The sequence below is a fragment of the Opitutaceae bacterium genome, assembly GCA_041395105.1.
Classification (GTDB): domain Bacteria; phylum Verrucomicrobiota; class Verrucomicrobiia; order Opitutales; family Opitutaceae; genus B12-G4.
The window spans coordinates 194001-219805 of record JAWLBB010000002.1 but is presented as its reverse complement, the minus strand read 5'-3'; the positions used below and the strand labels follow the sequence as shown (position 1 = coordinate 219805).

20 protein-coding genes are annotated in these 25805 nt (G+C 63.0%); 5 read left to right on the top strand and 15 right to left on the bottom strand.

The features are described 5' to 3' along the window. The first annotated feature begins 91 nt into the window (after nt 1-91). A complete protein-coding gene (locus tag R3F07_07715; protein MEZ5276249.1) occupies nt 92-796 on the top strand; it encodes a glycosyltransferase family 2 protein in 705 nt (234 codons plus the stop codon). Further along, entirely contained in the window at nt 793-2415 is a 1623-nt protein-coding gene (locus R3F07_07710) for a hypothetical protein (GenBank protein MEZ5276248.1), read from the top strand. Before R3F07_07715 ends, R3F07_07710 begins: the two co-directional genes overlap by 4 nt. Here the strand turns inward: R3F07_07710 and R3F07_07705 are convergent. The 13 genes from R3F07_07705 to R3F07_07645 all read right to left on the bottom strand — a co-directional run bounded on the left by R3F07_07705 (nt 2402) and on the right by R3F07_07645 (nt 19092). Further along, nucleotides 2402-4978 carry a glycosyltransferase gene (locus tag R3F07_07705; protein MEZ5276247.1) on the bottom strand — a complete coding sequence of 859 codons (2577 nt, stop codon included), beginning with the start codon at nt 4976-4978 and terminating at the stop codon, nt 2402-2404. The genes R3F07_07710 and R3F07_07705 overlap by 14 nt on opposite strands. An 8-nt stretch (nt 4979-4986) precedes the next feature. Next, nucleotides 4987-6729: a glycosyltransferase family 2 protein gene (locus R3F07_07700; GenBank protein MEZ5276246.1), complete on the bottom strand. Its 1743-nt coding sequence runs from the start codon at nt 6727-6729 to the stop codon at nt 4987-4989. A 2-nt stretch (nt 6730-6731) separates the two neighbouring features. Continuing rightward, a complete protein-coding gene (locus R3F07_07695) occupies nt 6732-8462 on the bottom strand; it encodes a glycosyltransferase (protein ID MEZ5276245.1) in 1731 nt (576 codons plus the stop codon). Between the two features lie 18 nt (nt 8463-8480). Continuing rightward, nucleotides 8481-9365, bottom strand: coding sequence for a glucose-1-phosphate thymidylyltransferase RfbA (gene rfbA, locus R3F07_07690; protein MEZ5276244.1), 885 nt, complete (start codon nt 9363-9365; stop codon nt 8481-8483). Between the two features lie 56 nt (nt 9366-9421). Beyond that, nucleotides 9422-10483 carry a dTDP-glucose 4,6-dehydratase gene (gene rfbB, locus R3F07_07685; protein MEZ5276243.1) on the bottom strand — a complete coding sequence of 354 codons (1062 nt, stop codon included), beginning with the start codon at nt 10481-10483 and terminating at the stop codon, nt 9422-9424. Then, nucleotides 10480-12261 carry a glycosyltransferase family 1 protein gene (locus R3F07_07680; protein MEZ5276242.1) on the bottom strand — a complete coding sequence of 594 codons (1782 nt, stop codon included), beginning with the start codon at nt 12259-12261 and terminating at the stop codon, nt 10480-10482. Before R3F07_07680 ends, rfbB begins: the two co-directional genes overlap by 4 nt. A gap of 32 nt (nt 12262-12293) precedes the next feature. Further along, nucleotides 12294-13163: a sugar nucleotide-binding protein gene (locus R3F07_07675; GenBank protein MEZ5276241.1), complete on the bottom strand. Its 870-nt coding sequence runs from the start codon at nt 13161-13163 to the stop codon at nt 12294-12296. 31 nt (nt 13164-13194) lie between these two features. Further along, a complete protein-coding gene (locus tag R3F07_07670; GenBank protein MEZ5276240.1) occupies nt 13195-14019 on the bottom strand; it encodes a glycosyltransferase family 2 protein in 825 nt (274 codons plus the stop codon). A 31-nt stretch (nt 14020-14050) separates the two neighbouring features. After that, entirely contained in the window at nt 14051-15127 is a 1077-nt protein-coding gene (locus R3F07_07665; protein MEZ5276239.1) for an NAD-dependent epimerase/dehydratase family protein, read from the bottom strand. After that, nucleotides 15124-16185, bottom strand: coding sequence for an NAD-dependent epimerase/dehydratase family protein (locus R3F07_07660; protein ID MEZ5276238.1), 1062 nt, complete (start codon nt 16183-16185; stop codon nt 15124-15126). Before R3F07_07660 ends, R3F07_07665 begins: the two co-directional genes overlap by 4 nt. A 328-nt stretch (nt 16186-16513) precedes the next feature. Beyond that, nucleotides 16514-17314, bottom strand: coding sequence for an ABC-2 family transporter protein (locus tag R3F07_07655; protein MEZ5276237.1), 801 nt, complete (start codon nt 17312-17314; stop codon nt 16514-16516). A 3-nt stretch (nt 17315-17317) separates the two neighbouring features. Then, complete coding sequence (locus R3F07_07650; GenBank protein MEZ5276236.1) at nt 17318-18112, bottom strand: ABC-2 family transporter protein; 795 nt, start codon at nt 18110-18112, stop codon at nt 17318-17320. Next, nucleotides 18109-19092, bottom strand: a complete 984-nt coding sequence (locus R3F07_07645) for an ABC transporter ATP-binding protein (GenBank protein ID MEZ5276235.1) — start codon at nt 19090-19092, stop codon at nt 18109-18111. The genes R3F07_07650 and R3F07_07645 overlap by 4 nt, the downstream gene beginning before the upstream one ends. A 389-nt stretch (nt 19093-19481) precedes the next feature. Between R3F07_07645 and R3F07_07640 the strand changes: the two genes are divergently transcribed. Together R3F07_07640 and R3F07_07635 are read left to right on the top strand one after the other, a co-directional pair. Then, nucleotides 19482-20399: a phytanoyl-CoA dioxygenase family protein gene (locus R3F07_07640; GenBank protein MEZ5276234.1), complete on the top strand. Its 918-nt coding sequence runs from the start codon at nt 19482-19484 to the stop codon at nt 20397-20399. 51 nt (nt 20400-20450) lie between these two features. Continuing rightward, entirely contained in the window at nt 20451-21899 is a 1449-nt protein-coding gene (locus R3F07_07635; protein MEZ5276233.1) for a hypothetical protein, read from the top strand. 116 nt (nt 21900-22015) lie between these two features. Here R3F07_07635 and R3F07_07630 read toward each other — a convergent pair whose 3' ends face one another. After that, nucleotides 22016-23380 (bottom strand): TrpB-like pyridoxal phosphate-dependent enzyme, encoded by a 1365-nt coding sequence (locus R3F07_07630; GenBank protein ID MEZ5276232.1) that lies wholly within the window; start codon nt 23378-23380, stop codon nt 22016-22018. Between the two features lie 148 nt (nt 23381-23528). On the opposite strand from R3F07_07630, the gene R3F07_07625 reads away from it, so the two are divergent. After that, nucleotides 23529-24227, top strand: a complete 699-nt coding sequence (locus tag R3F07_07625) for an ion channel (GenBank protein MEZ5276231.1) — start codon at nt 23529-23531, stop codon at nt 24225-24227. Nucleotides 24228-24733: 506 nt separating this feature from the next. On the opposite strand, the gene R3F07_07620 is transcribed toward R3F07_07625, so the two are convergent. Then, nucleotides 24734-25780 (bottom strand): C1 family peptidase, encoded by a 1047-nt coding sequence (locus R3F07_07620; protein ID MEZ5276230.1) that lies wholly within the window; start codon nt 25778-25780, stop codon nt 24734-24736. Nucleotides 25781-25805 lie beyond the last annotated feature (25 nt).

Sequence of the window (25805 nt, the reverse complement as noted above, 5' to 3'; positions counted from 1 at the left end):
GGGTTTTCAAACGGATTGTCATCGGACCGGATAGCCGTCTTCATTCGGGACGGTAGGTCGGCCCCCAATCAGGCCACGGCTGCCCAGTCTGATGAAATTGTCGGTAATCATTCCCTGTTACAACGAGCGCTCGACCCTCGAGGTACTGCTCGGTCGTGTTCTCGAGGCCGTGCCGGCAGACAAGGAGATCATCCTGGTCGATGATTGTTCGACGGATGGAACCCGGGAGTTGATCGAGACCAAGTTGGCCCGGCAGGTGGATGTCGTCGTCTTTCACGAAAAGAACCAGGGGAAGGGCGCCGCCCTTGCCACCGGGATCAGCCGGGCGACCGGAGACATCGTGCTGATTCAGGATGCGGATCTGGAGTACAACCCGGCCGAGTATCCGAACCTTCTTCAGCCGATCCTCGACGGCCATGCCGACGTCGTTTACGGATCGCGCTTCATGGGCGGGCAGCCGCACCGTGTCCTCTACTTCTGGCATATGGTCGGCAACCGGATCATCACCCTGTTTTCCAGCATGACGACGAACCTCAACCTCACGGACATGGAGACAGGCTACAAGGTCTTCCGGCGGGAGGTCATCCAATCGATTCAGATCGAGGAGAAGCGATTCGGCTTCGAGCCGGAAGTGACCGCCAAAGTGGCGGCGATGGGGGTTCCCATCTACGAGGTTGGGATCGCCTACCATGGCCGGACCTATGCGGAGGGGAAGAAGATCGGCTGGAGGGACGGGGTCCGGGCCCTCTATGTCATCGCGAAGTATTCGCCCTTCCTGCGTCGTAGGCCGCGATGATTTTCTCCAAGCCCCCCTTTCCGCGTCAACTCCTGGCCGTCCTTCTTGTCGGATCCCAGGCCGCCGCCGTCGTTTTTCTCCTGCTTTCCGTCGCGGGTTTTGCCCTGCCGGGAAAAGGACTGACCCAGTTGATCTCCTTCGGCTCCCAGTTTGCCGGCAGGGCGATGCCCCAGATCAGGAACACGCCCCATTTCATCCTCGAGAACTCGGCGGGCTACGACGGGCAGTTTTATGCCCAGGTCGCGATGGATCCCCTGCTCCGGGACCGGAATCTTCCCCACGCGGTCGACAACTTCAGTTACCGCACGCGGCGGATGCTGATGCCGGCACTTGCCCATGTTGCGGGCCTGGGGCGACCCTTCTGGATCCTCCAGGCATTTTCACTGATCAATGTGGTGGCCTGGCTGGGACTGGCCCTGCTGGTGCTTCGCTGGTTTCGACCGGGTGACCCGGAGGGTTGGATCCGGTGGTTCGGCGTCCTGTTCGGAGCGGGTCTTCTCTACAGCATCCGCAATGCGCTGCCGGATGGGCCGGCCCTGCTGCTGATCGCGCTCGGCCTTGCCCTGGCCGAGCGCAGCCGGATGACCGGCGGAGCCGTTGCCCTGGCCCTGGCCACCCTCACCCGGGAGACCAGTGTCCTCGCCGCGGCCGTCCTGCCGCCTGAGACGGATTGGCGGAAATGGCGGGTGTCCCACCTGCTCCTTCTCGGTCTGATCATCGTGCTGCCGATCGGGTGCTGGCTGCTTTACGTCTCCACGCGTGGGATGATTCTGGATACGGACCGGAGCCTGGGCGCCCGCAACTTCGCCTGGCCGTTCTTCGGGTTGTTCGGGGCCTGGCGCGACACCTTTCTCTGGGACGACTGGACCTCGCGGGTCTGGGTCAATCGCGTGGCCATGATGCTCAGTGTGACGGTTCAGATGGGTTTCTTCCTCTTTCGATGGCGGATCGGGGAGAGGGCGTGGCGATTGGGCCTGGCCACCTGTCTCCTCGGCATGGTTCTTGGACCGGCCGTCTGGGCCGGATACCCGATGGCGACAATCCGGGTACTCCTGCCCCTGAGCCTGGCCTTCAATCTGGCCGTTCCGCGGGGGCGGCGCTGGCTTCCCCTCCTTCTGATCGGCAATATCTCGGTGGTGGCCGCAACCTCGGCCTTGGCGGCGCCCCATCTGAGCCGAATGGCAGTGGTGACCGGGGTGGAGGCCGATGCCATGCTGGACAGTCATGCCGACTGGAGCATGAACTTCGGCCCCGAGTGGTTCCCCTTGGAAAGCAAGGGTCGAAGGCAATGGCGCTGGTCTCCGGGCGAGGCGACGGTCCTGGTGGAGAACAAGCTGGATCGGACGGAGAGAGGGGTCTTGTCGTTGGCCTTGCGGGCCCGTGAGTCCTGTGACCTGACGGTGGCGGTCGGGGGAGAAACGCTCTGGTCCGGGCACCTGGCCAGGGAGACGCAGATCATTGACCTGCCGGTCGAGCTTCCGCCGGGGCGGTCGGTGATCACTTTCGAGAGTCCGACCGCGCCGGTGGCGGCCTCCTGGCAGGATGAACGCATGATCCTTTACCGGATCGAGCAGATCGAACTGAATCTGCTCGGCCCAGCCGAGCCTACCACAGAGTGATGGCGCGAAGCCGCTGCTCGTAAAGGCCGCCGATAACCTGCGGCGCGAACAACCGGAGGATGGTCTGACGGGCGTTGTATCCGAGTTCCCGGCACAGGATGGGATTGGCGGCGACCTGGCGCATGAACCCGGCGGCGTGATCGATGTCGGGATCGGCCCAGATCTGGCCCTTGCCGTAGGGGCCGATGGAGCGCTCGAGTTCGATCAGGCGGAAGTTGACGGGACAGCCGTTGCCGGGATTGACAAACTCGGCGGTGGCCGACCAGTCGGTCGAGATGACGGGCTTCTCCAGAAACATGGCTTCGGCCACTCCGAGCCCGAACCCCTCGGAACGGTGGAGGGAGACAAAACAATCGCAGGCGGCGATCAAGTCGTAAACGGAAGCGCGGGCGAGGGTTTCGGCGATCAGGTGGACACCGGAGAGTGGGGCGACGGCCTCCGTGAGTTCGGCGAAGGCGGCTTCGTTGCCCTTGAGGCCGTGGACTTTCACCACCAGGCCGACGTCTTCGGCCCCGGAATTGAAGGCACGGGTGTAGGCCTCGATAACCGCCCGAGGGTTTTTGCGCTCCTGATAGCTGTTCAGGTCGTACATCATCAGGAAAAGGAAGCGATCCTCCGGAAGGCCCATTCGATGCCGTGAACCACCGGCCGGCTTAGCGAAATCGATGACGTGCGGCATCGTCAGGACGGGCAGCGGCGATTTCCGGCCGATCGCTTCGGAGGTGAAGCGGCTCGGTGTCCAGACCTCGTCGAAGAACTTGAAATAGCGTATCCACCCATCGGGAAATTCGGGGAGTTCCCAGGCCCAGTAGGCGATGTTGTAGCGATTGCTGCGGAAATCCGGCCCGTGGTGGTGGTCGATATCCGCCGACTGCGGAGCATCGATATGGAAGATGTTGATCGGATAGGGATTGTCTCCCTGGATACGGGACCGGTAAGTGGTGTCCCCCTGGGCGGCGAGGCAATTGAGCCGGCAATCGACGAGGGCGTGAGGGATCTTGGCGGCGTCGATGGCCTTGGCGGCGCAGCGGACGGATTCGCCGACCCCGAGTTCTCCTGCGAACCAGCCCACCAGGTTGATTCCCAGTTGGGTATGGCGCTGGGCAAAGTCGTAGACGAACGGGGAATTCGGCCTGGCGAAGTCGAGGACGTCCTCACCGTTCACACCGATGCGGGTGATCTGAAGCCGTTGGTTGAGGGGTTGCGGTCGAAATCCCTGAAGAGTCTCATGGAGCCGGGCGGGCAGGGGCCAGGTTGCGGTCACGCGCCCGAAATAGGCGAGGGCGTTGCTCCACCCTGTCCCGATGAGCTGGATTTCCAGAACGGAGGACGAATCTTCGTCCAGAAATTCCCTCTCGACCTCGGCGATGAATGGCCCGGTCGGGATCGATCGCAGGGTGGCGATCGAGGTGTCATCCATGATGAGGCGGATTCCGAGGCGGCCCCGGGCCTGTTTCACGCCGGTGGGAGCGGGAAGAACCAGGCCGCGGACATACATGCTGCCGACGGGAATGCCGGCCGGAAGGGTGACCCGGGCGTTTTCCTTGATCCAGGTGGCTCCCTCGACCTCTGAGGAGTGGAATCCCTCGTACTGAAACTCCCGGAGGAGGGAAGGTTTGTCGCGTCCGACACCGCCGCCCAGTTGTACCTGCCAATGATCCTCGGTGACCCCCATTTTCTGACGGACGAGGGCCAGGCTCTCCTTTCCGGGCTCGGATCGCAGACCCATGGCCTGAGCAAGTGCGGTCAGGAAAAGACCGGGTCGGAACCGGACTCTTCTGTGGAAAACCGAATCCAGGTGGTGAGCGGGCCATTTTTGGGCCCCGAGTCGGGCGAGGTGGTCGGGCCACTTGGCAAAAAGACGACGGCAGTTCTCCTCATCCTGTATTCCCGGGAGCCGGGAGGCACCGACGTGGTGGCGGATGCGGCTCCGGTTGGCAACCACGATGCGCCGATTCCGCGCCGTCATCTGGAAGCAGAGGTCGACATCCTCGGCTCCATTGACGAACTGCTCATCAAAACCGCCGAGCTCCAGAAAATCCGACCGCCGGATCATCAGGCAGGCGCCGGTCACGGCCGCGACCGAGGTGGTGGTGCACCATCTACGGGTCAGGCCGGCTTTTCGCAGGTGATGGGGTTTGCCGTCGAGAGCGATGAAGATGCCGGCATGATCGAGGGCGCCGGTGGCGAAGGCGGTTTGGATATTGCCGACAATGCCGACTTCGGGATCCTGCGCGAACGCGTCGAGCATCGGTTCCAGCCAACCCGGTTCGAAGACGAGATCATTGTTGATCAGGCAGAGAAACTCACCTCGAGCGATCCGCCCGGCGGCATTGTTGGCACCGGCATAGCCGAGGTTCTTCTCGTTGAGAATAATCCGGGTGTCGGGGCGATCGATTGTCGTCAGAAATTCCCGCGTGCCATCGCTGCTTCCGTCGTCGACGATGATGATCTCGCGATCCCGACCAAGCGCGGTCTCGGACAGGGTCCGCAGGCATTCACGGGTCAGCTCGAGACCGTTGAACACCGGAATGATGAAAGTGATTCTGGGTGTGGCTTCCACGCGTTGGGTTATTCGAATCGTTCACCGCTTCTCGGGAAGTCCGCGAGAGAAAAGTCATCCTTGCGCAAGGTCAGGTTGCGATTGTAGGCCGGATCCCGGTAGAGGAGATGCCCCCAGCGTTTCTCCATCACGGCGACTTCGCGGGCGAAGGCGTCGACCCGGTCCGGTCGGAGGTCATCCCCGCGGGAGGCGGATTCATGGTGAATGAACTCGGCGAATGGAGTCCAGACGGTCCGGTAGCCCCGTTCCCGGAGGCGCAGGCAGAAATCGACGTCGTCAAAGGCGACCGGCAGGTCGACCTCATCGAATCCACCGACCGCCTGGTAGAGGTCGCGGCGGACAAGCAGGGTGGCTCCGGTCACGGCGCTGTAGTTCTGGACGAGACGGGCGCGGTTGAGCATGCCTTCGGAACCGCGGGCGAATCCCTTGTGGGCATGGCTGGCCACGCCTCCCACCCCGAGAACGACCCCGGCATGCTGGATGGTGTCGTCGGGGTAGTAGAGCATGGCTCCGACGGGGCCGACACCGGGGCGCAGGGCGTGACTGACCATTTCCTCCAGCCAGTCCGGGGTGATGACCGTGATGTCGTTGTTGAGAAGGCAGACCAATTCCCCGCGGGCTTCGGCCACTCCGCGATTGACCAGGGCAGAGAAGTTGAAGGGACCGTCCATCCGGACGACCCGGGTGCAGCCGGCTCGGGCCTCGGCCAGGATCTTAAGTGCCCGTTCCTCGTCGGAATTGTGGTCGACCAGGACGACTTCGTATTCTGGGTAGGTGGTCTTCTCCCGGATGCTGGAGAGGCATGCCTCGAGCAGGCGGCCCGCATTTCGGGTCGGGATGACCAGGGAAACGAGGGGGATGGATGTCAGGGGATAGCGGGTACGCCAGTGTCCCCCGGGGACGGGGATGAGTTCTCCCTGGACGCCGGTCCGCGCGAGGTGCTCGCCCAGGGCCCGCCGGGCGGCATGGAGGGCATAGGTTTTCTCGGTCATTTCCAGCGCCGTCGACCCCATGATCGCCCGCCAATGGTAGAGCACGCGGTCGATATGCCGGATCTGTTCGGGGTGGATCCGCTCGATGATGCGGAGAGCCAGATCCCAGTCCTGGGATCCCTCGAGGCCCGGGCGGAAACGACCGACCCGCTCAACCCAGTCTCGGCGGTAAACGCCGAGATGGCTGATCAGGTTCTGGCCGTTGAAGAGGTCGGGATTCCAGTCAGGCTTGAAATAGGCCTCATAACGGTTCCCCTCTTCGTCGATCTTGTCTTCGTCGGTGTAGATGACAGCGGTTTCGGGGTGATCCGCGATCACCCCGGCGACCCGGAGAAGAGCGTCCGGGGCAAGTTCATCGTCGTGGTCGAGAAGGGCGACATGGCTGCCGTTGGCCAGATCGAGGGCGCTGTTGGACGCGCGGCTGATGTGTCCGTTACGTGGCCGGTAGACAACATGGATTCGTGAATCCATCGCGGCCCGATCTTCGATCACACCGCGGATTGCGGGATCGGTCGAGGCATCGTCGGCAAGGCAGAGTTCCCAATTGGGGTAGACCTGATTGCGGACCGAATCGATGGCCTTCTCGAGGAACCGGGTAGGCGGATTGTAAACAGGAAGGAGGACGGAGATGAGGGGACGGTCCCTCATTTGCGCCAGTTGATCCAGACTGTCCCCCTGGCGCTTCGGGGACCACTCATCATGCTCGACCACCCACTTGCGGTAGGGAGCGAAAGGGTCGATCGGAGCGGGCTCGGTCATGATCAACCCTTGCGGCGGGTGAAGGGATCGATGAAGTGTCGCCGGAGCCAGCGAAGCGGGCCGGTTATCCGCCATGACAGGGTGGCCCGGACCCGGGCATCCCGCTCCACCAGGCGATCGATTTCCTTTCGGGCGGCGATGAGATCCTCGCGCAGGGCGACGAGGGTTTCCCTGCACTCCCGGCCGAGGCGGTGGGCTTCGGCGGCGTCCCGGCGGACATTGTCCCGGTCGGCGGTCAGTTCGCGGGCTTGTCCATCAAGATCGTCCACCTGTTTTCCAAGCAGGAGGATGCGTTCTTCCTGGGTTTCAATCACCCGCCGATCGGCTTCGCGTCCCTGGGTCAGATCCTGGATGACCTGCTCCAGATTTGCCTTTGCCGATTCAAGCCGGACGCAGGACTTCTTCCAATCTTCGCGTTCCACCTCGATGGCATGGGCCAGCTCCTTCAGGATTTCCGTTTGGCCGGCCGTTCCTCCGGTTTCGAGTCGTCTGGCCGCGTCGGAGGCGGTTGCGGCGAGAAGGTGGAATTGATCGCGACCGGTTCCTTTGAGAGACTTCCACGGGGACGCATCGCGCTTGCGGATGATCGCTTCGTAGAAGCCAGCGAGGGCGGCGGCCGCACTTTCCGGGTCAAAGGACTCCCGGGCTCTCGCCACGGCGTTGCCGGAGAGACGGGCCGCCAGATCGGGCTCCGAAAAAACGCGGCGACAGGCTGCGGCGATCTCGAGCGGGCTGCCGGTCCGGAGAAGGAGGGCGTCCTCCTCATGGACCAGCTGCAGTCCGAGGTTGGTCGCGGGAACGATGACCGGACGTCCGGAGGCGAGAAACTCCGGTATCTTGCTCGGGAGTCGGTAGTGATTGAAGGAATCGTCCGATCCGGGCTGGACGAGGACATCGGCAAGGGCGAGAAGCGGCGGGAGTTCGCGTCGGTCGACAAAGCCCAGGTCGATCACCTGGCTCCCGGTATCGTAGCCGAATGATCCGACAAAACCCGGATCATTGTAGCCGGTCCGGATCAGGCGGGTGGGGATGCCATCGCGGTTGAGTAGGGCGACCGCGAGGTAGAGTTTGCGGAGATCGCCCCGGTTGGCGCTGGTCACCGATCCATGGTAGACGATGACCTTTTCACCGGGGGCGATGCCGAGTTTCTGCCGCAACCGTGCATCGGGTGGGCGGGGCGCGAAGAAATCGAGGTCGACGGGCGGGTTCAGGGTGATCCGCGGCGTTTCCGGAGCAAGGAAGTCGGCGAGTGCGGAGGTGATCAGGGTGGCCCCGTCGGCCAGATGAATGAAGGACCGGAACCGGTTGGGATGGCTCAGGTCACGGGTCCAGATGGGGTTGAGCTCGGCCGGCACCCGGTGGCGAAGCTCCTCAAAACTCATGCGGTAATAGGTCTCGAGCAGCCGCTCCTCATTGTCCTCGAGGTGAACGACGACCGGAGCAGAATATTGTCTCTGATAGGCCTCGACAAAAAGGCGGACGCCTTCGCGGGGAGTCCAGGCATGGATCAGGTCGGCCGGCCGGGAATCGGGAAAGTGGTTGGGCACCCGGAGGACATGGTCGAAACCGGCGGGAACGAAGAGGGGATCCGGCAGTAATCGGACAGAATCGGTATTCTTCGGGACGGCGACCAGGCAATCGTGCCCGAGCCGGCACAACTCGTTGGCGAAGCCGGCGATATGGTTGAGACTGTTGGTGGCGAAATCGCCGTAGTTGGCGAAGAGGATGTTCAAGATCGGAAAAAGCGCGGGTCAGGAGCCGCCGCGGTTGAGCAGGTTGCCGAGGTATTCGCCGTAGCTTGATTTGCCGTGCCGTCGCACCTGGGCGCTGAGGACGTCGGCATCGATCCACTTCCGGTCAAAAGCGATTTCCTCGAGACAGGCGATCTTGAGCCCCTGCCGGTTCTCGATGACCTGAACGAAATTGGCGGCATCGGTCAGGGAGTCATGGGTTCCGGTGTCAAGCCAGGCGATGCCCCGGCCGAATCGTTCGACCCGGAGGTTTCCGGCTTCGAGGTAGAGGCGGTTCAGATCGGTGATCTCCAGTTCGCCCCGCGCCGAGGGTTTCAGGTTCCGGGCCTTTTCGGTCACGGTCGCATCGTAGAAGTAAAGTCCCGGCACCGCGTAGTTGGATTTGGGATGGGTGGGCTTTTCCTCGAGGGAAACCGCCCGGCCGTCGCGGTCGAAGGAAACGACGCCGTATTGGCGGGGATTCGACACATGATAGCCGAAGATGGTCGCTCCGGACTCGTGTCGGGAGGCGGCCTGGAGGGCGGACTCGAAATCGTGGCCGTAGAAGAGATTGTCGCCGAGGACGAGGGCGGCAGCCGCTCCGTCGAGAAAGGCCTCGCCGATGTGAAATGCCTGGGCGAGGCCTTCGGGCCGCGGTTGCTCGGCATAGGAAAAGGCGAGACCGAACTGTGACCCGTCCCCGAGAAGGCGTTGAAAGAGGGGAAGGTCATCCGGGGTCGAGATAATGAGGATCTCACGGATATCGGCCAGCATGAGGACCGAGATCGGGTAGTAGATCATCGGCTTGTCGTAGACTGGCATCAGCTGCTTGCTGACCGCGATGGTGAGGGGGTAGAGGCGGGTGCCCGACCCCCCGGCAAGAACAATTCCTTTGCGGGGTTTCATCATGAAAGGGACGGCGGGAGGAAAGGGGGATTGCGTGGGGGATCAACCATCGTTCCTCAGTCAGTGCCGAGACGCTGGCGCTGGTAGCGATTCTCGCTTATATCCGCACACCATTCCTGGTGACCCAGATACCAGTCGACAGTCTCGGCCAACCCGGTCTCGAGGGTGCGGGTGGGCGCCCAGCCGAGTTCCCGGTGGAGTTTGCCGAAATCGACGGCGTAACGCCGGTCGTGGCCCGGCCGGTCCTTCACGTACTTGATAAGGTCGGTGTAGGGCCCCTCCGGACGTGGCCGGCGCTGATCGAGCAGCCGGCAGAGCGTATTCACAATTGTGATATTGGGGTGTTCGCAGGCGCCGCCGATGTTGTAGGTCTGGCCGGGCCGGCCTTGGCGGGCGACCAGCCAGAGGGCGCTGCAGTGGTCTCCGACGTAGAGCCAGTCGCGGACATTGGCCCCGTCGCCGTAGACGGGCAGGGGTTTGCCCTCGAGCGCGTTGAGGATCATCAGCGGGATCAGTTTCTCGGGGAACTGGTAGGGGCCGTAGTTGTTCGAGCAGTTCGTGGTGAGGAAGGGAAGGCCGTAGGTGTGGTGGTAGGCCCGGACGAGGTGATCGGCCGAAGCCTTCGAGGCCGCGTAGGGGCTGTTCGGCGCGTAGGCAGTGGTCTCACAGAAAGAGGGATCGTCAGGTCCGAGGGAACCGTAGACCTCGTCGGTCGAGACATGGAGGAGGCGAAAGGCCTCGCGGGCGGCGGGGTCGAGGTCCCTGAGGTAGTGGCGGACGGCCTCCAGCAGCCCGAGGGTGCCGGTTACGTTGGTCCGGATGAAGGGCTCGGGTGAATCGATCGACCGGTCGACGTGGGACTCGGCGGCGAGGTTGAGGACGAGGTCGATCCGGTTATCCCTCAGCAACCGCCCGACCAGTTCCTGATCGCCGATGTCGCCCTTGACGAATCGGTAATCGGGACGACCTGCGAGGTCGGCGAGGCTGGTCGGATTCCCGGCATAGGTGAGCAGGTCGAGGTTGACGACCCGGGTGGCGGCGCCGTCGGTCGCGGTCAGGAGATAGCGGACAAGGTTGCTGCCGATAAAGCCGCAGCCGCCGGTAACGAGAATGTTCATGGTCTTTGAAAATCGGTTTCGGCGACTTCCGGTTGAGCCGTCGGTCGTTCGGGCTGAAGGTGTTCGACCAGGTCGATGGCCTGATCCTTCCAGGTTCGAACTAGGCGGGATTTCGCCTCCTCCGTCAATCGTTGACGCAGGGCATGGTCTCCGGCCAACCGGATGATGGCCCCGGCGAGGGCCTCGGGGTCGGTGACATCGACGGGGAGACAGCCGCCGCCGGTCGCGTGTTCGGCGGTGGCGCCGGTATGGGAACAGATGCAGGGGCGGCCGTGCCAGATGCTTTCCAGGACAGGCAGTCCGAATCCTTCGAGGAGCGAGGGGAAGACGGTGAAATGGGCGGACCGGTAGGCCTCGATGAGGGCGTCATCGCTGACGCCCTGGAGCCAGGAGAGTCCGGGGAGCCTTCGAGTGGCCGCATGGACCAGCTCGACCAGATCTTCGGCCCCCGAATAGGCATTGCCGATGAGGGTGAAGCGCAGATCAAGCTCGGGATGGTCGCGATGGATGCGCTCGAGCGCGGAAAGCAGGGTGCGGTGATTCTTGCGCGGGTCGATTGTGCCGACACAAATGGCCCGGATCGGAGGAAAGGGGGGCGGATCCTGGAAGTCCAGTTTTCCTTGAAAGGAGGCCCCGTTTGCACAGATCGAGATGGCGGGCAGGGCGATCTGCCGATCCCGGGCAAACGCTTCCAGATCCTCGGCGGATTGGCGTGAAACAGCGAGGATCCGGTCGGCCCGGCAGAGGTGGCGCATGTAGTCGGCGTGCCCCTGGCGGATTGATTCGGACACGAGTTCGGGATGGGTGACCGCGATGGCGTCGTGGAAAATGACGGCGAGTTTCAGGTGCCGGCGGCGGCAGTAGCGAACCACGCCTTTCATCTCATCCGGTTTCATCAACTCGGGGACGACGATCCAGGATCCTTTCGGGGGGTTGAAGCGTCCGGAATCAAGTCGCATGGCCAGCGAGTAGAGTTCCCCTTGGTTGGCCGGGGGCCGGTGAATCCCGGTGCCCGGTGGAATCATCGAAGACTCCTTTGGGTCCTGTGGCGGAGCAGGGGAACCGGCGGCTTCGTCCTGCGCTCTCGCAAGGGAGTCCCGTGTCTGCTTGTAGCGCCAGGCGTCGCGTTCCATGGCGGCGAGATTGAACGCCCGATCCTTCTGCAGTTGCGTGAGGCGCACGATCTGCCGGGTCATCCGGTCGTAGAGCCGACGGAGGGCGACGAGTTCACGGGTATAGCGTCGGATTCGCCGCCGGTCCCTGACCTGCACGGCGAAGTTGATCACCCGCCGGAGACCTCGGCGCAGGCTTCGCCGGCCGGAGCGCGGAATCGGCAGGTGATCGATCAGCCGAGGAACGGCGGGAATCGGGTGACGGATCGACTGGACGATCTGCTCAAATTGATGAATCCGTTCATCTCCAAGCGACGGGAATGCGGTGGAAGACCTCCCGCCTTCGAAGGTCGCTCCGGACACGGAGCCCGTCAGGTCGGGGAGGACGCGGTTGAGGAGGTCGTTGAGGGGGGTGAAGGGCGGACCCCCGTCGCGGGCCAGATTGCGTCGGGCAGTGTCGTCGAGGATGACGAACCGACGCTTTGAAGGCACCCATTCGATCAACTCGATTTGCAGGCCGGACTCCTGGAGTTCCCGGGCCAGAGACCGCGTCACCCGCTGGATCCCGGTGTTTTCCCGGGCGTGGGCCGTATGCCCGGCGGAAAGGAAGATGAGCGGACTGTTCGTCGGAAACGACTTCTCGGAAGACGGGTTGGGGGTGGCCATGGCGGTCGGAAGGCGGTGGCCGGGGGCGGCGGTCAGGCGGTACGCCAGTTCTTCAGTGCCTGCTCGACGGCTTGGTGGACTTCAGTCATCCGGATACCGGTGGCGGCGAGCTTCGAGGTGTCGAGAACACAATTGGAGCGGGGGGTGCGGGCAGCCTTCTGCATGAATTCGGATTCATCGTCAAAGAAGCTGAAGGTCTTGTCACAGACGCCGCTCGCACGGATCAGGTCGACCACCTCCTCAGTGGTGACATGCCCGGGATTGGTCATATTGTAGACCCCGGCCGGCACCCGTCGGGCCCAGCATTCCCAACAGGCGCGGACAAACTCGTCGAGTTGCGAAAGCGAATTATCCGCCTTGAGCAGGCGATCGTAGCGCATCAGCTTGGTCAGGTAGTTGCGGGGCGAGTCGACCTCATTGAAGGGGATGCGGAGTCGCCAGACGTAGCAATTGTCATCGCCGGCGAGGATTTCCTCTCCGAGTGCCTTGGTTCCGCTGTAGAAACTGCAGTTGTTGGTGCGAAAGGAGAAGTTGGGTGCATCGGTCTCGGTAAAGCCGGCTCCGTCGGCACGCCGATGATTGTAAATGCAGCCCGACGAGACCTGTCCCCAGGGCGTGCCGGTCTCACGGCAGGCTTCGGCGATGATGCCGGGCAGGACGGCATTGCCGAAAAGGCAGGCGGCCTTGTCGTCCTCGCAGGCGTCGACATTGGGCTTGCCGGTGTATCCGGCACAGTTGATGAGGAAGTCGGGTTTGCCGGAGCGAAGGGTGGAAAGGAGGATTTCGCGACGGGTGTAGTCGACCGAGGAGCGGGAGAGCGAGGTGAAGGCAATCCCCTGATCCTGCAGGAAGTGTTGGAAGGCCTGTCCGACGTAGCCTGAGCCCCCGAGTAGAAGAATCATCGCTGCAACTTCAGGCAATCCCCGGGAAGGCTCAAGCCTTTGATGCGGGGTCGGATGTGGATCCCGAGTCCGCGGAAACGGCGGATTCGCGTGGTTCCTGCCGGTAGTCGCCTCGACTGAAGTATTTCTCGAGCCAGAGGTAGGCGCAGATGAAGATGTAGCGGCTTCCCATCTCCTTGAGCTTGAGTTTGGGAACGCCCGTCCGACGGTTTCGCCAGGTGATCGGCATGGTCGTCCAGCTGAACCCTCGGACCATGGCCTTGAGCGGGAGTTCGACCGTCAGGTTGAAATGGGGGGCGATCAGGGGGCGGCATCCGTCGATCACGGTCCGGCGGTAGGCCTTGAAGGCGTTGGTTGTGTCGTTCAGTTCGGTATTGAAGGCGATCCGTATGACGAAATTGGAGATCCGGTTGAGCAGGAGTTTGAATTTCGGGTAATCGATGACTCCTCCGCCGCGCATGAAGCGACTCCCGAAAACGCAGTCCCAACCCTCATTGAGCAGTTCCCAGTAGCGGACCGCGTCGCGGCAGTCGTCGGACTCATCGGCCATCATGATGACGACGGCATCGCCGGTGGATACATCGAGTCCCCGGATGACGGCGCGGCCGAAACCGTGTGGCGGCTGGTTCTGAATCGGCACCACGTTGGGAATACGCGACTCGACTTCCGCAAGGATAGACCAGGTACGGTCGGTGCTGCCGTCGTCGACCACCACGATCTCGTGCGGGACTCCCCGGAGTTTCAACTCGACGTGGAGGTGCTCGATCATGGCCCCCAGGCAGCCCTCCTCGTCGCGGGCCGGAATCACGATGGAGAGCAGGGAGAGGGGGGCTCCGGTTGGTCGGGGGCTCTTCATCAGGTTGGGTCGGACGGGCTTTTCGGCGTTTTCATCCCGATGAGAGATCCAGCCAGTCCGGTCGGGCTTCCGCCTGCCGGGCGATTTCCTCAAAGATGGTTTCGACTGGAATCGATGGCCTCCAGTCCCAGGTGCGGGTGGCCAAGGTGTGGTCCAGGACGACCCAGGGGATGTCGTTGGGCCGATCTTCGGGCTGTGCGCCTACCTCGTGGGGCCCGAAACGCCCGGCGCACCAAGTGCTCACCTGGCAGAGTGAGCGGGCTGAGGCGAGGCCGCCGGACAGGTTGATGATGGAGGGACTTGCGGAGGGCGCGGGTTCCCTCATCTGGCGGGTGAGCGCAGTCAGAAGATCCCGCGGATGGAGGCAATCGCGCACCTGATGGCCCCGGCCCCCGAAACCGATATAGCGCAGGGGGCGTTTCTGCTTCCAGGAGTGGATCCAGAAGGAGAAAATCCCCTGATCGGGCCGACCGAATTGTCCGGCACCGGCCAGAACCCCGCAACGGTTGATCCAGACCGGAAATCCATAGGAGGATCCATACTCGAGGGCGAGCGTCTCCGAGGCCAGCTTGGTGGCTCCGTAGAGGGAAACGGGAGCGGTGGTCGGGAAAGTCTCGGCGATTCCGGCCGGACTGTATCCGCCGCCGTCGAGTGGGCACCGGGTGAGCGCGAAGGCGTCAGCGGATTCCTCGAGCGGAAGCGCCCCGAGTGCGCGGATGGAATAGACCCGGCTGGTGCTCAGGAGCACGAATCCGGCCTGCCACCGTCGGCACGTTTCGAGCAGATTGACCGTGCCGAGCAGGTTGTGTTCGACCACCTGGCGGCTGGTGGTGCCACCGGGGCCGCCCAGGCCGGCCAGGACGCTGGGATTGGCCGAAGCGTCGATGACCCAGTCACAGGCCGGGAGGTTCTCGAGGTCGGACGGGGAGCGGACGTCACCGTGGTGAACGGTCAGGCCGGCGAGCCGGAGGCGGGTGCGGTGTTCGTGGCTTCCGGGACGGCTCAGGTTGTCGAGCCCGATCACCGTGACCCCTTCGAGGGCATCCCCCAGGCCGAGGGCGATTTCACTGCCGGCGAAACCGCAGATTCCGGTGATGAGGATCTTCATTCGCTCTTCTTTCGGCGCTGCCAGGCATCGACGATCTGGGCAAAGGTATCCTTCAGGGAATGACGGATGTCCCAGCCGGGAAAGTGGGCGCGCATTTTGCGCAGGTCGCTGTAGTAGCAGATATGGTCGCCCTTGCGGGCCTGGTCGACATACCGGTAGACCTGCTCGCGTCCGGTCAGCGACCGGGCGATGTCGAAGGCTTCGAGGATGGAGCAGGAATTCTCCCGTCCGCCTCCGATATTGTAGACCTCCCCGCAACGGGGCGCCGCGCTGAAGGCCTCGATGAAGGCGGCCACGTCGGCCGCGTGGATATTGTCGCGGACCTGCTTGCCTTTGTATCCAAAAATTGTATACTCACGTCCCTCCAGATTGCACTTCACGAGGTAGCTGAGGAAGCCGTGCAACTCGACCCCGGAATGGTTGGGGCCGGTCAGGCAGCCGCCCCGCAGGCAGCAGGTGGGCAGGCCGAAGTAGCGGCCGTATTCCTGGACCATGAGGTCGGCCGACGCCTTGGAGGCGCCGAAGAGGGAATGCAGGCACTGGTCGATGCCGAAGTCTTCCGGGATGCCGTGCTCGAAGGCGGGATCGGCGTAATCCCAGCGGGTCTCAAGCTCGCGCAGGGCGATCCGGTTGGGGGCGTCGCCGTAGACTTTGTTGGTCGAGAGGAAGACGAATGGCTTCTCGAGGTTGGTGCGGCGCGCCGCCTCGAGCAGGTTGAGGGTGCCGACCGCATTGGTGTCGAAGTCGTCGAAGGGGATGGCGGCGGCCCGGTCGTGGGAGGGTTGGGCGGCGGTATGGACGATGAGGTCCGGCTTGAGCGAAGCGACGGTCTCGAGGACGGCAGCCCGGTCCCGGATGTCGAGTTCGTGATGTTGAAACCCGGGAAGCGTGGATTCGAGGCGCTGCTGATTCCAGCGGGTGTCGCCGGCGGGTCCGAAAAAGGTGGCGCGCTGGTTGTTGTCGACGCCATGGATCCGCCAGCCCCGCGCGGCAAAGTGGGTGCAGACCTCCGAGCCGATCAGGCCGGATGATCCGGTGACGAGTGTGGTTTTCGACATGAAGGAGGGGGACTGCGACGAGGGACGGGCGCCAACCCGAAGCATCAGGACGAGCCGGGGAGGGAGGCAACCAAATTTCGGACGGGTTTGCGATCGGTACGCGACCCGGTTGACGCTTCCTCGGACGGCCCGGCGGTCCGTCCCTACCAAATGCTCAGGCGGTAGGGCGCGACCGCTGGGCGCGCCGGATTGATCCCGGTGACCTCTGTGCTCGGATGCTCCCATCGGCTCATCGGCGGCAACCGCTCAGATGGCGCCGATAAAGGTGGATTTCGCCGGGCCTGGGCTTTGCCGGATGGCTCTACCGGATGGCAGGACTGATCGGGAATCAGCTTCCGGTCGAGGTGTAATGGCGGACCCCGATGCCCCAGAGGCAGAGGGAGAGGCCGAGGAAGGCGAAACCGGCGAGCGGACTGATCCAGGGGAGCCAGGCGGGGGAGTGGAGGGGATCGGTTCGGCCGAGAAATGCGACGACGGGGTAATAGGCGGTGGCGGCGAGGGGAACGACGAGGGTGAAGAAGCGCCGGAGCCAGGGGCCGTAGATGCTGAGTGGATACTGGGCGGCGTGGACACCGCCGTAGGTGAAGCTGTTCATGAATTCGAGTGTTTCGACGGTCCAGAAGGCGATGGTGGCCTGGATGATGACGAGCCCGATGAAGAGGGCGACCGTTCCGCCGATCACGAGAAGGGAAAGTGCGATCCGTTCGGGGGTCGGCGGAAGTCCCAGGGTGTGAACCCCCCAGGACAGGACGATCGCACCCTGGATGAAACGCCCGACGCGTTTGAGGGTCAGTTCCTGCCCGGCGAGTTGAGCGACGGTCGAGCGAGGCCGCAGAAGGATCCGATCGAAATCTCCCATTCTTACAGTGTTCCCAAAAAGGTCGAAGCCCCGGGCAAAGGCGTCGGCAAAGGAAAAGGCGACATTGACGAATCCGTAGAAGACCGCGACCTCGGGCAGGGTCCAGTCATGCAACCGATCGAAGCGGTCGAAAAGGATCCAGATACCGAGGAATTCGATCCCGGTCACGAGGAGATGGCCGGTCGTCTGCAGGAGGAAGGAGACCCGATACTGCATCTGCGAGCGCAGGCTGATCGCCAGGTAGCGGAGATAGAGACCGAGTTCGCTCATGGTTCAGCCACCCTGGATGGTCAGTTTTCGCAGTCCCCGGTGCATGAGGGCGGTGCCGCCAATCACGAGCAGGCCGACCCAGATCCACTGGTGAAGGATGACCCCGCCGATATCCTCGAGCGGGATATGCCCCAGATAGACCCGGTAGGGTGCGTCGACCAATCCTTTGAACGGGAGCCATTCCACGATGGGTCGGGCCCATTCGGGGAAGAGGGGAATGGGCACGAGCATTCCGGAAAAAAGGGTGACGACGGCCGGCAGGAGCTGGATCTGGCCCTCTCCGCTGATGGTCCACATGAGTGAGATGCCGACCAGGACGGTGATGGCGCAGCTCAGAGCGATCGTTCCGACCATGACAAGAAGGAATCCGCATCCGGCCGGCAGGCTCTCCGGTGGACGCATGCCGAAGAAGGTCAGGGCGAGGATGACCATGGGGACGGCCCGCAGCAGAGTGGGGGCAGTCCGCAGGGCGATGGCCCGGGCAAACCAATAGACATAGAGGTTGACCGGACGAAGGGTTTCATAGGCCACACCGCCGGAGCGGACGAGGGCCCGGATTTCAGGATCTCCGTTCCACGGCAGAATTCCGAGCAGGGCCTGCCCCAGCCAGACATAAGTCACGACTTCGGCCAGGGTCATCGGTGGATTCTTCAGATCGCCCGACCGGTAGAAGGCCTGAAAGACCATCGTGATGATCAGGCCGAAGATGATCTGCGTGATCAATCCGGCCACGGCGGCGGCGCGGTATTGCAGCAGCAGGCGGAAGCGGGCGCTGATAATGGCGAAAAAGGGCTTCATGGCGCGTTCTGCTCGTAAAGTCGCGCGATGATCAGCTCGATCGGCGGGTTTTCCACGAAAATGTCCCTGACCGCGGTCTGGCTGGAGACGGCGGCGATGACCCGGGCGGCGGAAATGCTCTCGGGGTCAAAACCGTAGACGACCCGGCGCCCTTCGTGGCGGATCAGCCGAGTCCGTGCCAGTTCTGGAGGATCCCGGTCGGTTTCGAGGTCGACGATCAGCCACCGTTCGCGGGTCACCCGTTCGCGAAGCTGGTCGAGGGTGCCGTCGGAGAGAATGCGCCCGGCGCCGATCACGATGATCCGGCGGCAGAGGGCCTCGATATCATCCATGTCATGAGTCGTCAGGATGACGGTAGTGCCGTCCTCGCGGTTGATCCGCCGGACGAATTCCCGGACCGCCAGTTTCGAGACCGCGTCGAGTCCGATCGTCGGTTCATCGAGAAAAAGAATGGGTGGACGGTGAAGAAGGGAGGCGGCCAGATCGCAGCGCATGCGTTGTCCCAGGCTCAACTGCCGGACGGGGACATCGAGGATCGGAGTCAGATCGAGCATCCCGATGAGTTCATCGATCCGCTGACGGTAACGATCGGACGGGACCCGGTAGATATCGCGGAGCAGCTCGAAGGACTCGATGACCGGCAGATCCCACCAGAGCTGGGTACGTTGGCCGAAGACCACGCCGATGCCCGCGACATAATGGCGGCGGTCCCGCCAGGGCACACAGCCATTGATCTCGCAGAGACCGGAATCGGGAACGAGGATCCCCGACATTATTTTCACGGTGGTCGATTTGCCGGCGCCGTTGGGGCCGATATAGCCGACCAGTTCGCCGGCCTCGAGTTGGAAACTGATACCGACCAGGGCCTCGACTTTCCGGTGGCGCCGCCGGAAAAGGCCGGTCAGGGCGCCCCGAAGGCCGGGGTTGCGCTCCGCCACCCGGTAAGTCTTGACCAGGTTCTCGACACGGATCTGGGGCATGGATGGAGGTGGAAGGGAGTCGTTGGCCGGAGGGGCCGGAAGAGTGATAGCGAATGGCACCTGCCTCCGGCAACCCAAGAGTGGGTCGGGTCCGCTGTGGATGGCACCAAGATGAGCGGTGTTCAGGAGGAATCGTGGGTTGTCGCTGCGGCAGTCTCTTGCCGCGATTACACGCTCAAGCGCCCCAAGAGACTGGGGCGGCTACAACTGACAAACGAACGAGCAAGAATCGAACCTTCGGAGCCTGGGAATCGGCTCAACTGAGTTCCATTCGGGTCTACAGTGTGAACGTTTTCAGAGGCAAACGCATCGACAGGCGTTCCGGATCGGTCAGACTCGTGTGCAGTTTCTTTCCACCCCTTCTTCAGTTCCCCCAGAGAGACGATCCCATGAGTACTTTGCTGACAGACGAACAGATTGAACACTTCATCCAGTACGGATTCCTTCACCTGCCCTCCAGTATAGAGGTGTCCCCGGGTTCAGTGGCCCATCGGTGGGTTGAGGAGAGCTGGGCGCGCAACGGGCTGGATCCGGATGACCTCGCGAGCTGGCCCGTGGACAAGGTGCATATGCCCAATACGGAGAGCCGGGCGGTCCGGGAATTCGCCCCGAATGTCTGGACCGCCATGTGTGAACTCGCGGGAGGTGAGGAACGGCTGGCCGGCAACCCGAGTTTCGGAAACGGTTTCGTTCTGAATTTCGGCTGGGGTCGCGACAAGCCCTGGGTGCCTCCCGGGCCGGACGCGGAGGGGTGGCACAAGGACGGAGATTTCTTCCTCCATTTCATGGACAGCCCGGAGCAGGGCCTCCTGATCGTCGTCTATTATTCCGATGTCGGCGAAAAGGGCGGGGGGACTTTTATCGCACCCGATTCGATCGGCGTGGTGGCCCGGTTCCTGGCGGAACATCCGGAGGGCGTTCATCCCTTTGGTTTTCCAAGGGGTGAAAAGGCCCTCATCCGGCAATGTCGGGATTTCCGGGAAGTGACCGGAAAAGCCGGGGATGTCTTCCTCCTGCATCCCTATATGCTCCACGCCTCAAGCCGGAACCACAGCCAGGTCGCACGGTTCATGACGAATCCTTGTATCCGTCTGGCGGAGCCGATGGTCTTCAACCGGACGGACGGGAGTGTCACCTCGCCGATAGAAAAGGCCGTCCTTCGCGGAATTGGCCGGGAGAGTTATGACTTCGTGCCGGTGGCTCCCCGCTGCGAGATCATCCCGCCGCGGGTGGCCGCGCAGCGCGAATTGCTCCGCAAGGAAGAGGAACGGAGACGCGCCCGGGAGGCCGAAGCCGTGGCCGGCTGAGCGTCTGCTTTTGCGTCGACCTCGCGAGGGGATCGGCCATGGTGGGGGTCGATGTCAGGAACCCCACGATCAGACCCTGCGGCCGGATCCGATGCGTCAACGGGCGGTCCGGGGTGGAGGGATCAAGGCAACCAGGCCATCCTCTTCAACCTGCTCTGGGCGATCGGGACGCTCGCCCATGTCCTGCGCAAGACGAGACCGAACGAGCACGCCGTCTGGCTCCTGATCATCGCCGCGGTCCTTGTCCTCGACCGGCCCTCCTCCCGACTGCGCCTCGGAATGCTGGCGACGACCTACCTGGTGTATTTCTGGACGACGATGCCGTGGATAGGGAACCACGCCCACATGATGGCCTTCGTCAACCTGGGCATCCTGGCCGCCCTGGCCGTGGATTGGGTCCGGCGCCGGGGAGGCGCCTGCGGCGGTTGGCCGCTTCCCGTGCGCTATATCCGGCTGACCGTGCTGCTTTCCTATGGGGCGGCGGCCCTGGCCAAACTCAACTCCGGCTTCTTTGCGGTTGAGACGAGTTGCGCGGTGGGCATGGCCTACAAAGCCCTCGCCGCTCTGGGAGTGGCGCCGGGGTCGCTCCCGGCTGGGGTTGAAGCCGTTCTGCCTTATGGGATCGCCGGGCTCGAGCTGCTCATCCCGGTCCTCCTGTTCGTGCCCGGGGGGCGCCGGACCGGTATCGTGGTCGTGGTGGTCTTTCACTTCATCATGTCGTTCAGTCCGTCGGCCACCGCGATTGATTTCACCCTGGTGCTGCTCGCTCTGGTCTTCCTCTTCTTTCCCCAGCCGACCGCGTCGCGGGTCTTTGCGGACGCAGGGCGGCTTCCCGGGCGCCTGATCCGTCCGCTCGTGGCCAAACGCACCGCGCTCTTCATCGTGGCCGCCTTTGTCCTCGCGGTGGCCCAATGGTCGGGCAAGGCATCGCTTCTGGACAACCGCAACTGGATCCTCCTTGCCGTGGCCACCCTCGTGCTGGGGCCGCTCTTTCTTCATTACGCGATGAAAACGCCCTCGTTCCGATTCCCGCTCTGGCGGCCGGGGCCGGAAAGGGGGACCCCACTCGTGGTGGGGATCGCTTTCGGACTGCTTGTCGCCATCCAATTGGCCAATTGCGCGGCGCCCTATCTCGGGAGCAAGAATCTGGGGACCTTCACCATGTACAGCAATCTGCGCACGGAGGGTGGGGTCTCGAATCATTTTCTCATCCCGAGGTGGCCGGGGAAGGCGAGACAGGACGATCTGGTCGAAATCATCGATTCGTCCAGCGAGTGGCTGTGCGGTATCCGGGATGTGGGGCAGCTCATCAGCTGGCATGAGTTGCGGCGCATCCTGGTTGACTATCCGGACGCCAGCCTGACCTACCGGCGCGGCGGGGTGGAAACGCGGCTGGAGCGGGCCCGGGATAACCCGGAACTGGTCCGTCTGGACCCGGTCGCCCACCGATTCATCGGGATCCGGCTTTACGACCCCCGCAACGACACCTGTCGGCATTGAGACCGGTTCGGTCTATGTAGCCACGCCGTTGTAGCGGTGTGGCTACCGCAACCAGACCGGTGTCACTTCGACACAGCGAAGTGGCTACAGTCTGTTTGGGATAGCCCGCCCTGTTCCTATTCGTTGCCGAAGTGCGGGAGGCCGGCCAGGGCCATGGCGATTTCCTCTTCCGGGTAATCGTAGTCCTGCAGCTTGCCCGCGTGGTAATCGATGTAGGCCTGCATGTCGAAATGGCCGTGACCGCAGAGATTGAAGAGAATGGTTTTGGCCTCGCCGGATTCACGACACTTTTCGGCTTCCCGGATGGCGCCGACCACCGCGTGGTTGGCTTCGGGCGCCGGAATGATGCCCTCCGCCTTGGCGAACTGGATACCTGCCGCGAAGGTCTCGAGCTGATTGAAGGCCCGGGCCTCGCAGAGGCCGAGCTTGAGGGCGTGGCTGACCATGGGGGCCATCCCGTGGTAGCGCAGGCCGCCGCTGTGGAAGCCGGGGGGCACGAAGGTGCTGCCCAGGGTGTTCATCTTGACCAGGGGAGTCAGATGGGCGGTGTCCCCGAAGTCATAGCGGAGCGGACCTTTGGTCAGCGAGGGACAGGCGGAGGGTTCGACCGCGACGACCTTGAGCTTGCCGCCGTCGCGCAGTTTCTTGCCGATGAAGGGAAAGGCGATGCCGGCGAAGTTGGACCCGCCGCCCGTGCACCCCACGATGATGTCGGGGTAGTCGCCCGCCATCTCGAGTTGCTTCTGTGCCTCGAGTCCGATGACGGACTGGTGCACGAGGACGTGATTGAGGACGCTGCCGAGGCAGTACTTGGTATCTTCGTTCTTGGCCGCGACCTCGACGGCTTCGGAGATGGCGATGCCCAGTGAACCCCGGCAGTCCGGATCATCCTGGAGTATCTTGCGGCCGGCGTCGGTCTCGCTGCTCGGACTGGCCACACAACGGGCGCCGTAGGCTTCCATCAGGGCGCGCCGGTAGGGCTTTTGATTGAAGCTGACCTTCACCATGTAGACGAGACACTCGAGGCCGAAGATCTGGCAGGCCATGGCCAGGGACGAACCCCACTGGCCGGCGCCGGTTTCGGTCGAGATCCGCTTCACGCCCTGCTTCATATTGTAGTAAGCCTGGGGGACGGCGGTATTCGGCTTGTGGGAACCGCTTGGGCTGACCCCTTCCCATTTGTAGTAGATCCTGGCCGGGGTCTTGAGGGCCTTCTCGAGGCGGCGCGCCCGGTAGAGCGGGGTGCAGCGCCATTGGGCGAGGATCTGGCGCACCTCGTCCGGGATCTCAATCCAGCGCTCGGTCGAGACCTCCTGGGCAATCAGCTCATTGGCAAAGAGGGGGGCGAGGTCGTCCGGCCCGATGGGTTGCCCGGTTCCCGGATGCAGAACCGGGGGAAGGGGCTCCGGAAAGTCGGCCTGCAGGTTGTACCATGCAGTCGGAATGGCATCATCGGGGAGGAGGTATTTGATGGGCTCCATAGGGATAGAGTTTCTGATCAAGCGGACCACTCCTGTCAATGGCCCGGGGACCTGGATGAAGGCAAACTGCTGAAAACGATCCCTGCCGAAAGGGATGGGGGCAGACGGGGATTGAAGCGCTGTCGATTCATCTTCAGGGTTCGGCTCCATGACACACTTTCCCGGAACCAAAGGATCCCGCTTTGAATGGCGCTTTGAAATGCTCCTGGTGTTTCTTCTCGTCTGGCTGGCACTCGCCCCCATCGTCGGAAACGGGGTCATCCTTGGACTGTGTGCGACGGCGGTTTTCATCTCGGCCGTGACGGCCTTGAGAGAGAGTCGTCTGATGCGATGGATTTCCTGGATCCTTGTCGTGATCGGTCTGGTCGCCCTCTGGACGGCCGAGCTCTCCGGCCGGATCGAGTGGGTGATCCTCTCAAGTGCGCTGGGGTGTGCGTTCTATACCCTGATGGTGGTCGGAATCCTCACCTATGTCTACCGGGCCGAGGTCATCGATGGGAATGTCCTCTCGGCGGCCATCTGCGCCTACCTCCTGATGGGCCTGGGTTGGACGGACCTCTTCATGCTTGTCGAGAATGTGGACCCCGGGTCGTTTTCCAGCGGCCGCCTGGCCTATGGCGGACTCGAGGGACTCGCTTCACCGCGCCTGCAGCAATCGCATTTCTCCTATTTCAGCCTGGTGACCCTGAGCACGCTCGGTTACGGCGATATCACGCCGCTGAAGCCGACGGCCCGCAACCTGGCGGCCCTCGAGGCGATCATCGGCCAGCTCTTCATCGGGGTCCTCGTCGCCCGCCTCATCAGCCAGCAGGTCAGGCGGGATCGCGGACGGGAAAAGAAAAGCTGAAACAAACCGTAGGGTGCTACAGTTTGTTTTCGAGTCGAAAACCCTACGGTCTATGCTACGTTTTGTTTTGCGTTCTGAAACCAACCGTAGCTACTGTGTTGGCCGGGCAAGCGCTGGCGGCTGGCCCGGGACGTCCAGCCCGACCACGGATGCTCTGTGAACGGTAGGGCGAGGGCCTCCGGACCCGCCGTCGAGGGGATGGGCATATCTCTTTCGAAACCAAACGTGGCATAGACCGTAGGGTTTCAGAACATAAACAAACCGTAGTTTGCTACGTTTTGTTTTCAGTTTCCAGACCAAACCCGGTCTGTAGGACTCCCGTGCAGGGCGCGATCGCCGGGCGTGCCCGGAGGCCTCTAGTGGTCAGACACGCATGATCTGACGGGTTGGGCAGGAGAGGCTTACGCCTCGATTCTTGTCCAGACCGGCTCTGGATCGAGGCGTAAAGCCTCTCCTACACACTCTCGTGGATACCTGATACCCATCAGTTGATCCGCGTCAGTCCACTAGTAGAGGTCGACCGCAAATGCCCCCAGGAGGTGTCGCTTCAGGTAGTCGAGAGCAATGAAGCCATGGCCGGCCGCGCCCCAATGCGGGCCGAAGGAGTTCCTGAAAAGCAGAAGGACAGCGTCGGGATCGGACGGATCGGGTTGGTAGCCGATCAGCGTGACGACGTGGGCGGATTTCTCCAGCGGAACCTGGGCCCGGAGGGTGGCGTTCTGGCGGAAGGTATTGGCATTGGGCCAGCGCAGGGCGACGACGACCGGGCGGTTTTGATTGAGGTTGAAGAGGATCTGGGCCAGCGATTGTTCCCCGGTCTGGATGAGGATGGCCTGAAGATTCCTGCGTTGGGCGGCGTCGTTGACCGCGGCGAGGGACGGTTCTTCGACTGCGGTGACGGGTCGGTCGGTCCGGTTGGCGAAAAGGTCCTCCCGGCAGACGCCGTGGATCTGGACGGCCCTGATGATTTCCGTGAAGTGGAAACCCTCGCCGAATTTGATCTCCGGGGAGGTGCGGGAGAGGGCCCAGAGGACAAATTCCTCGGAGAGGGGTGTGGGCACCTGGCTTTTCATCGAATAGGCGTATTCGAGGGCGGTCACCATGGCATAGATGTCATTGACCGGCCGGTGGCCCTGATCTTTGGCACGGGTAATTGCGGGTGGCTTGTCTTCGCGGAAATCAATCTTGAGGCTCAGGCGGGTGTATCCGGCCGGGGTCTCAGGTGTCGCGGGCCGGACAGGCTTCCGTTCGAGGATCGCCTGCCGGGCCTGGGCGGCGATCTTGGCCTGATGGCGGGCGGCGACCGCGGGATCGTAGTCCAGGCGTTCCTGCCATTCCGGTGGAAGGTCGGAGAGGGCGATCTGGGAGATCCCCTTGTCATGACTGACCGTCAGGTGGGAGGGTGAGGTCGATCGGACAACGACATTCTCGTAGACGACACCTTTGACCTCGAGGGATTCCGCCCGACTGGCAGGGCAGCAGAACAGGATGACGAGGGTGGAAAAGCTCGTCGCAAGGGTAATCGCTCGATGAGTCTTTGTGCGCAGGCCCACAAAGAGGGCATCGACCGGAATCGGG

Excerpts from the sequence above, each read along its gene's own strand:
- R3F07_07715 (MEZ5276249.1), top strand. The coding sequence starts at position 92 with ATGAAATTGTCGGTAATCATTCCCTGTTACAACGAGCGCTCGACCCTC.
- R3F07_07710 (MEZ5276248.1), top strand. The coding sequence starts at position 793 with ATGATTTTCTCCAAGCCCCCCTTTCCGCGTCAACTCCTGGCCGTCCTT.
- R3F07_07700 (MEZ5276246.1), bottom strand. The coding sequence starts at position 6,729 with ATGACCGAGCCCGCTCCGATCGACCCTTTCGCTCCCTACCGCAAGTGG.
- rfbA (MEZ5276244.1), bottom strand. The coding sequence starts at position 9,365 with ATGAAACCCCGCAAAGGAATTGTTCTTGCCGGGGGGTCGGGCACCCGC.
- rfbB (MEZ5276243.1), bottom strand. The coding sequence starts at position 10,483 with ATGAACATTCTCGTTACCGGCGGCTGCGGCTTTATCGGCAGCAACCTT.
- R3F07_07680 (MEZ5276242.1), bottom strand. The coding sequence starts at position 12,261 with ATGGCCACCCCCAACCCGTCTTCCGAGAAGTCGTTTCCGACGAACAGT.
- R3F07_07675 (MEZ5276241.1), bottom strand. The coding sequence starts at position 13,163 with ATGATTCTTCTACTCGGGGGCTCAGGCTACGTCGGACAGGCCTTCCAA.
- R3F07_07670 (MEZ5276240.1), bottom strand. The coding sequence starts at position 14,019 with ATGAAGAGCCCCCGACCAACCGGAGCCCCCCTCTCCCTGCTCTCCATC.
- R3F07_07665 (MEZ5276239.1), bottom strand. The coding sequence starts at position 15,127 with ATGAAGATCCTCATCACCGGAATCTGCGGTTTCGCCGGCAGTGAAATC.
- R3F07_07660 (MEZ5276238.1), bottom strand. The coding sequence starts at position 16,185 with ATGTCGAAAACCACACTCGTCACCGGATCATCCGGCCTGATCGGCTCG.
- R3F07_07655 (MEZ5276237.1), bottom strand. The coding sequence starts at position 17,314 with ATGAGCGAACTCGGTCTCTATCTCCGCTACCTGGCGATCAGCCTGCGC.
- R3F07_07650 (MEZ5276236.1), bottom strand. The coding sequence starts at position 18,112 with ATGAAGCCCTTTTTCGCCATTATCAGCGCCCGCTTCCGCCTGCTGCTG.
- R3F07_07645 (MEZ5276235.1), bottom strand. The coding sequence starts at position 19,092 with ATGCCCCAGATCCGTGTCGAGAACCTGGTCAAGACTTACCGGGTGGCG.
- R3F07_07640 (MEZ5276234.1), top strand. The coding sequence starts at position 19,482 with ATGAGTACTTTGCTGACAGACGAACAGATTGAACACTTCATCCAGTAC.
- R3F07_07635 (MEZ5276233.1), top strand. The coding sequence starts at position 20,451 with ATGTCAGGAACCCCACGATCAGACCCTGCGGCCGGATCCGATGCGTCA.
- R3F07_07630 (MEZ5276232.1), bottom strand. The coding sequence starts at position 23,380 with ATGGAGCCCATCAAATACCTCCTCCCCGATGATGCCATTCCGACTGCA.
- R3F07_07625 (MEZ5276231.1), top strand. The coding sequence starts at position 23,529 with ATGACACACTTTCCCGGAACCAAAGGATCCCGCTTTGAATGGCGCTTT.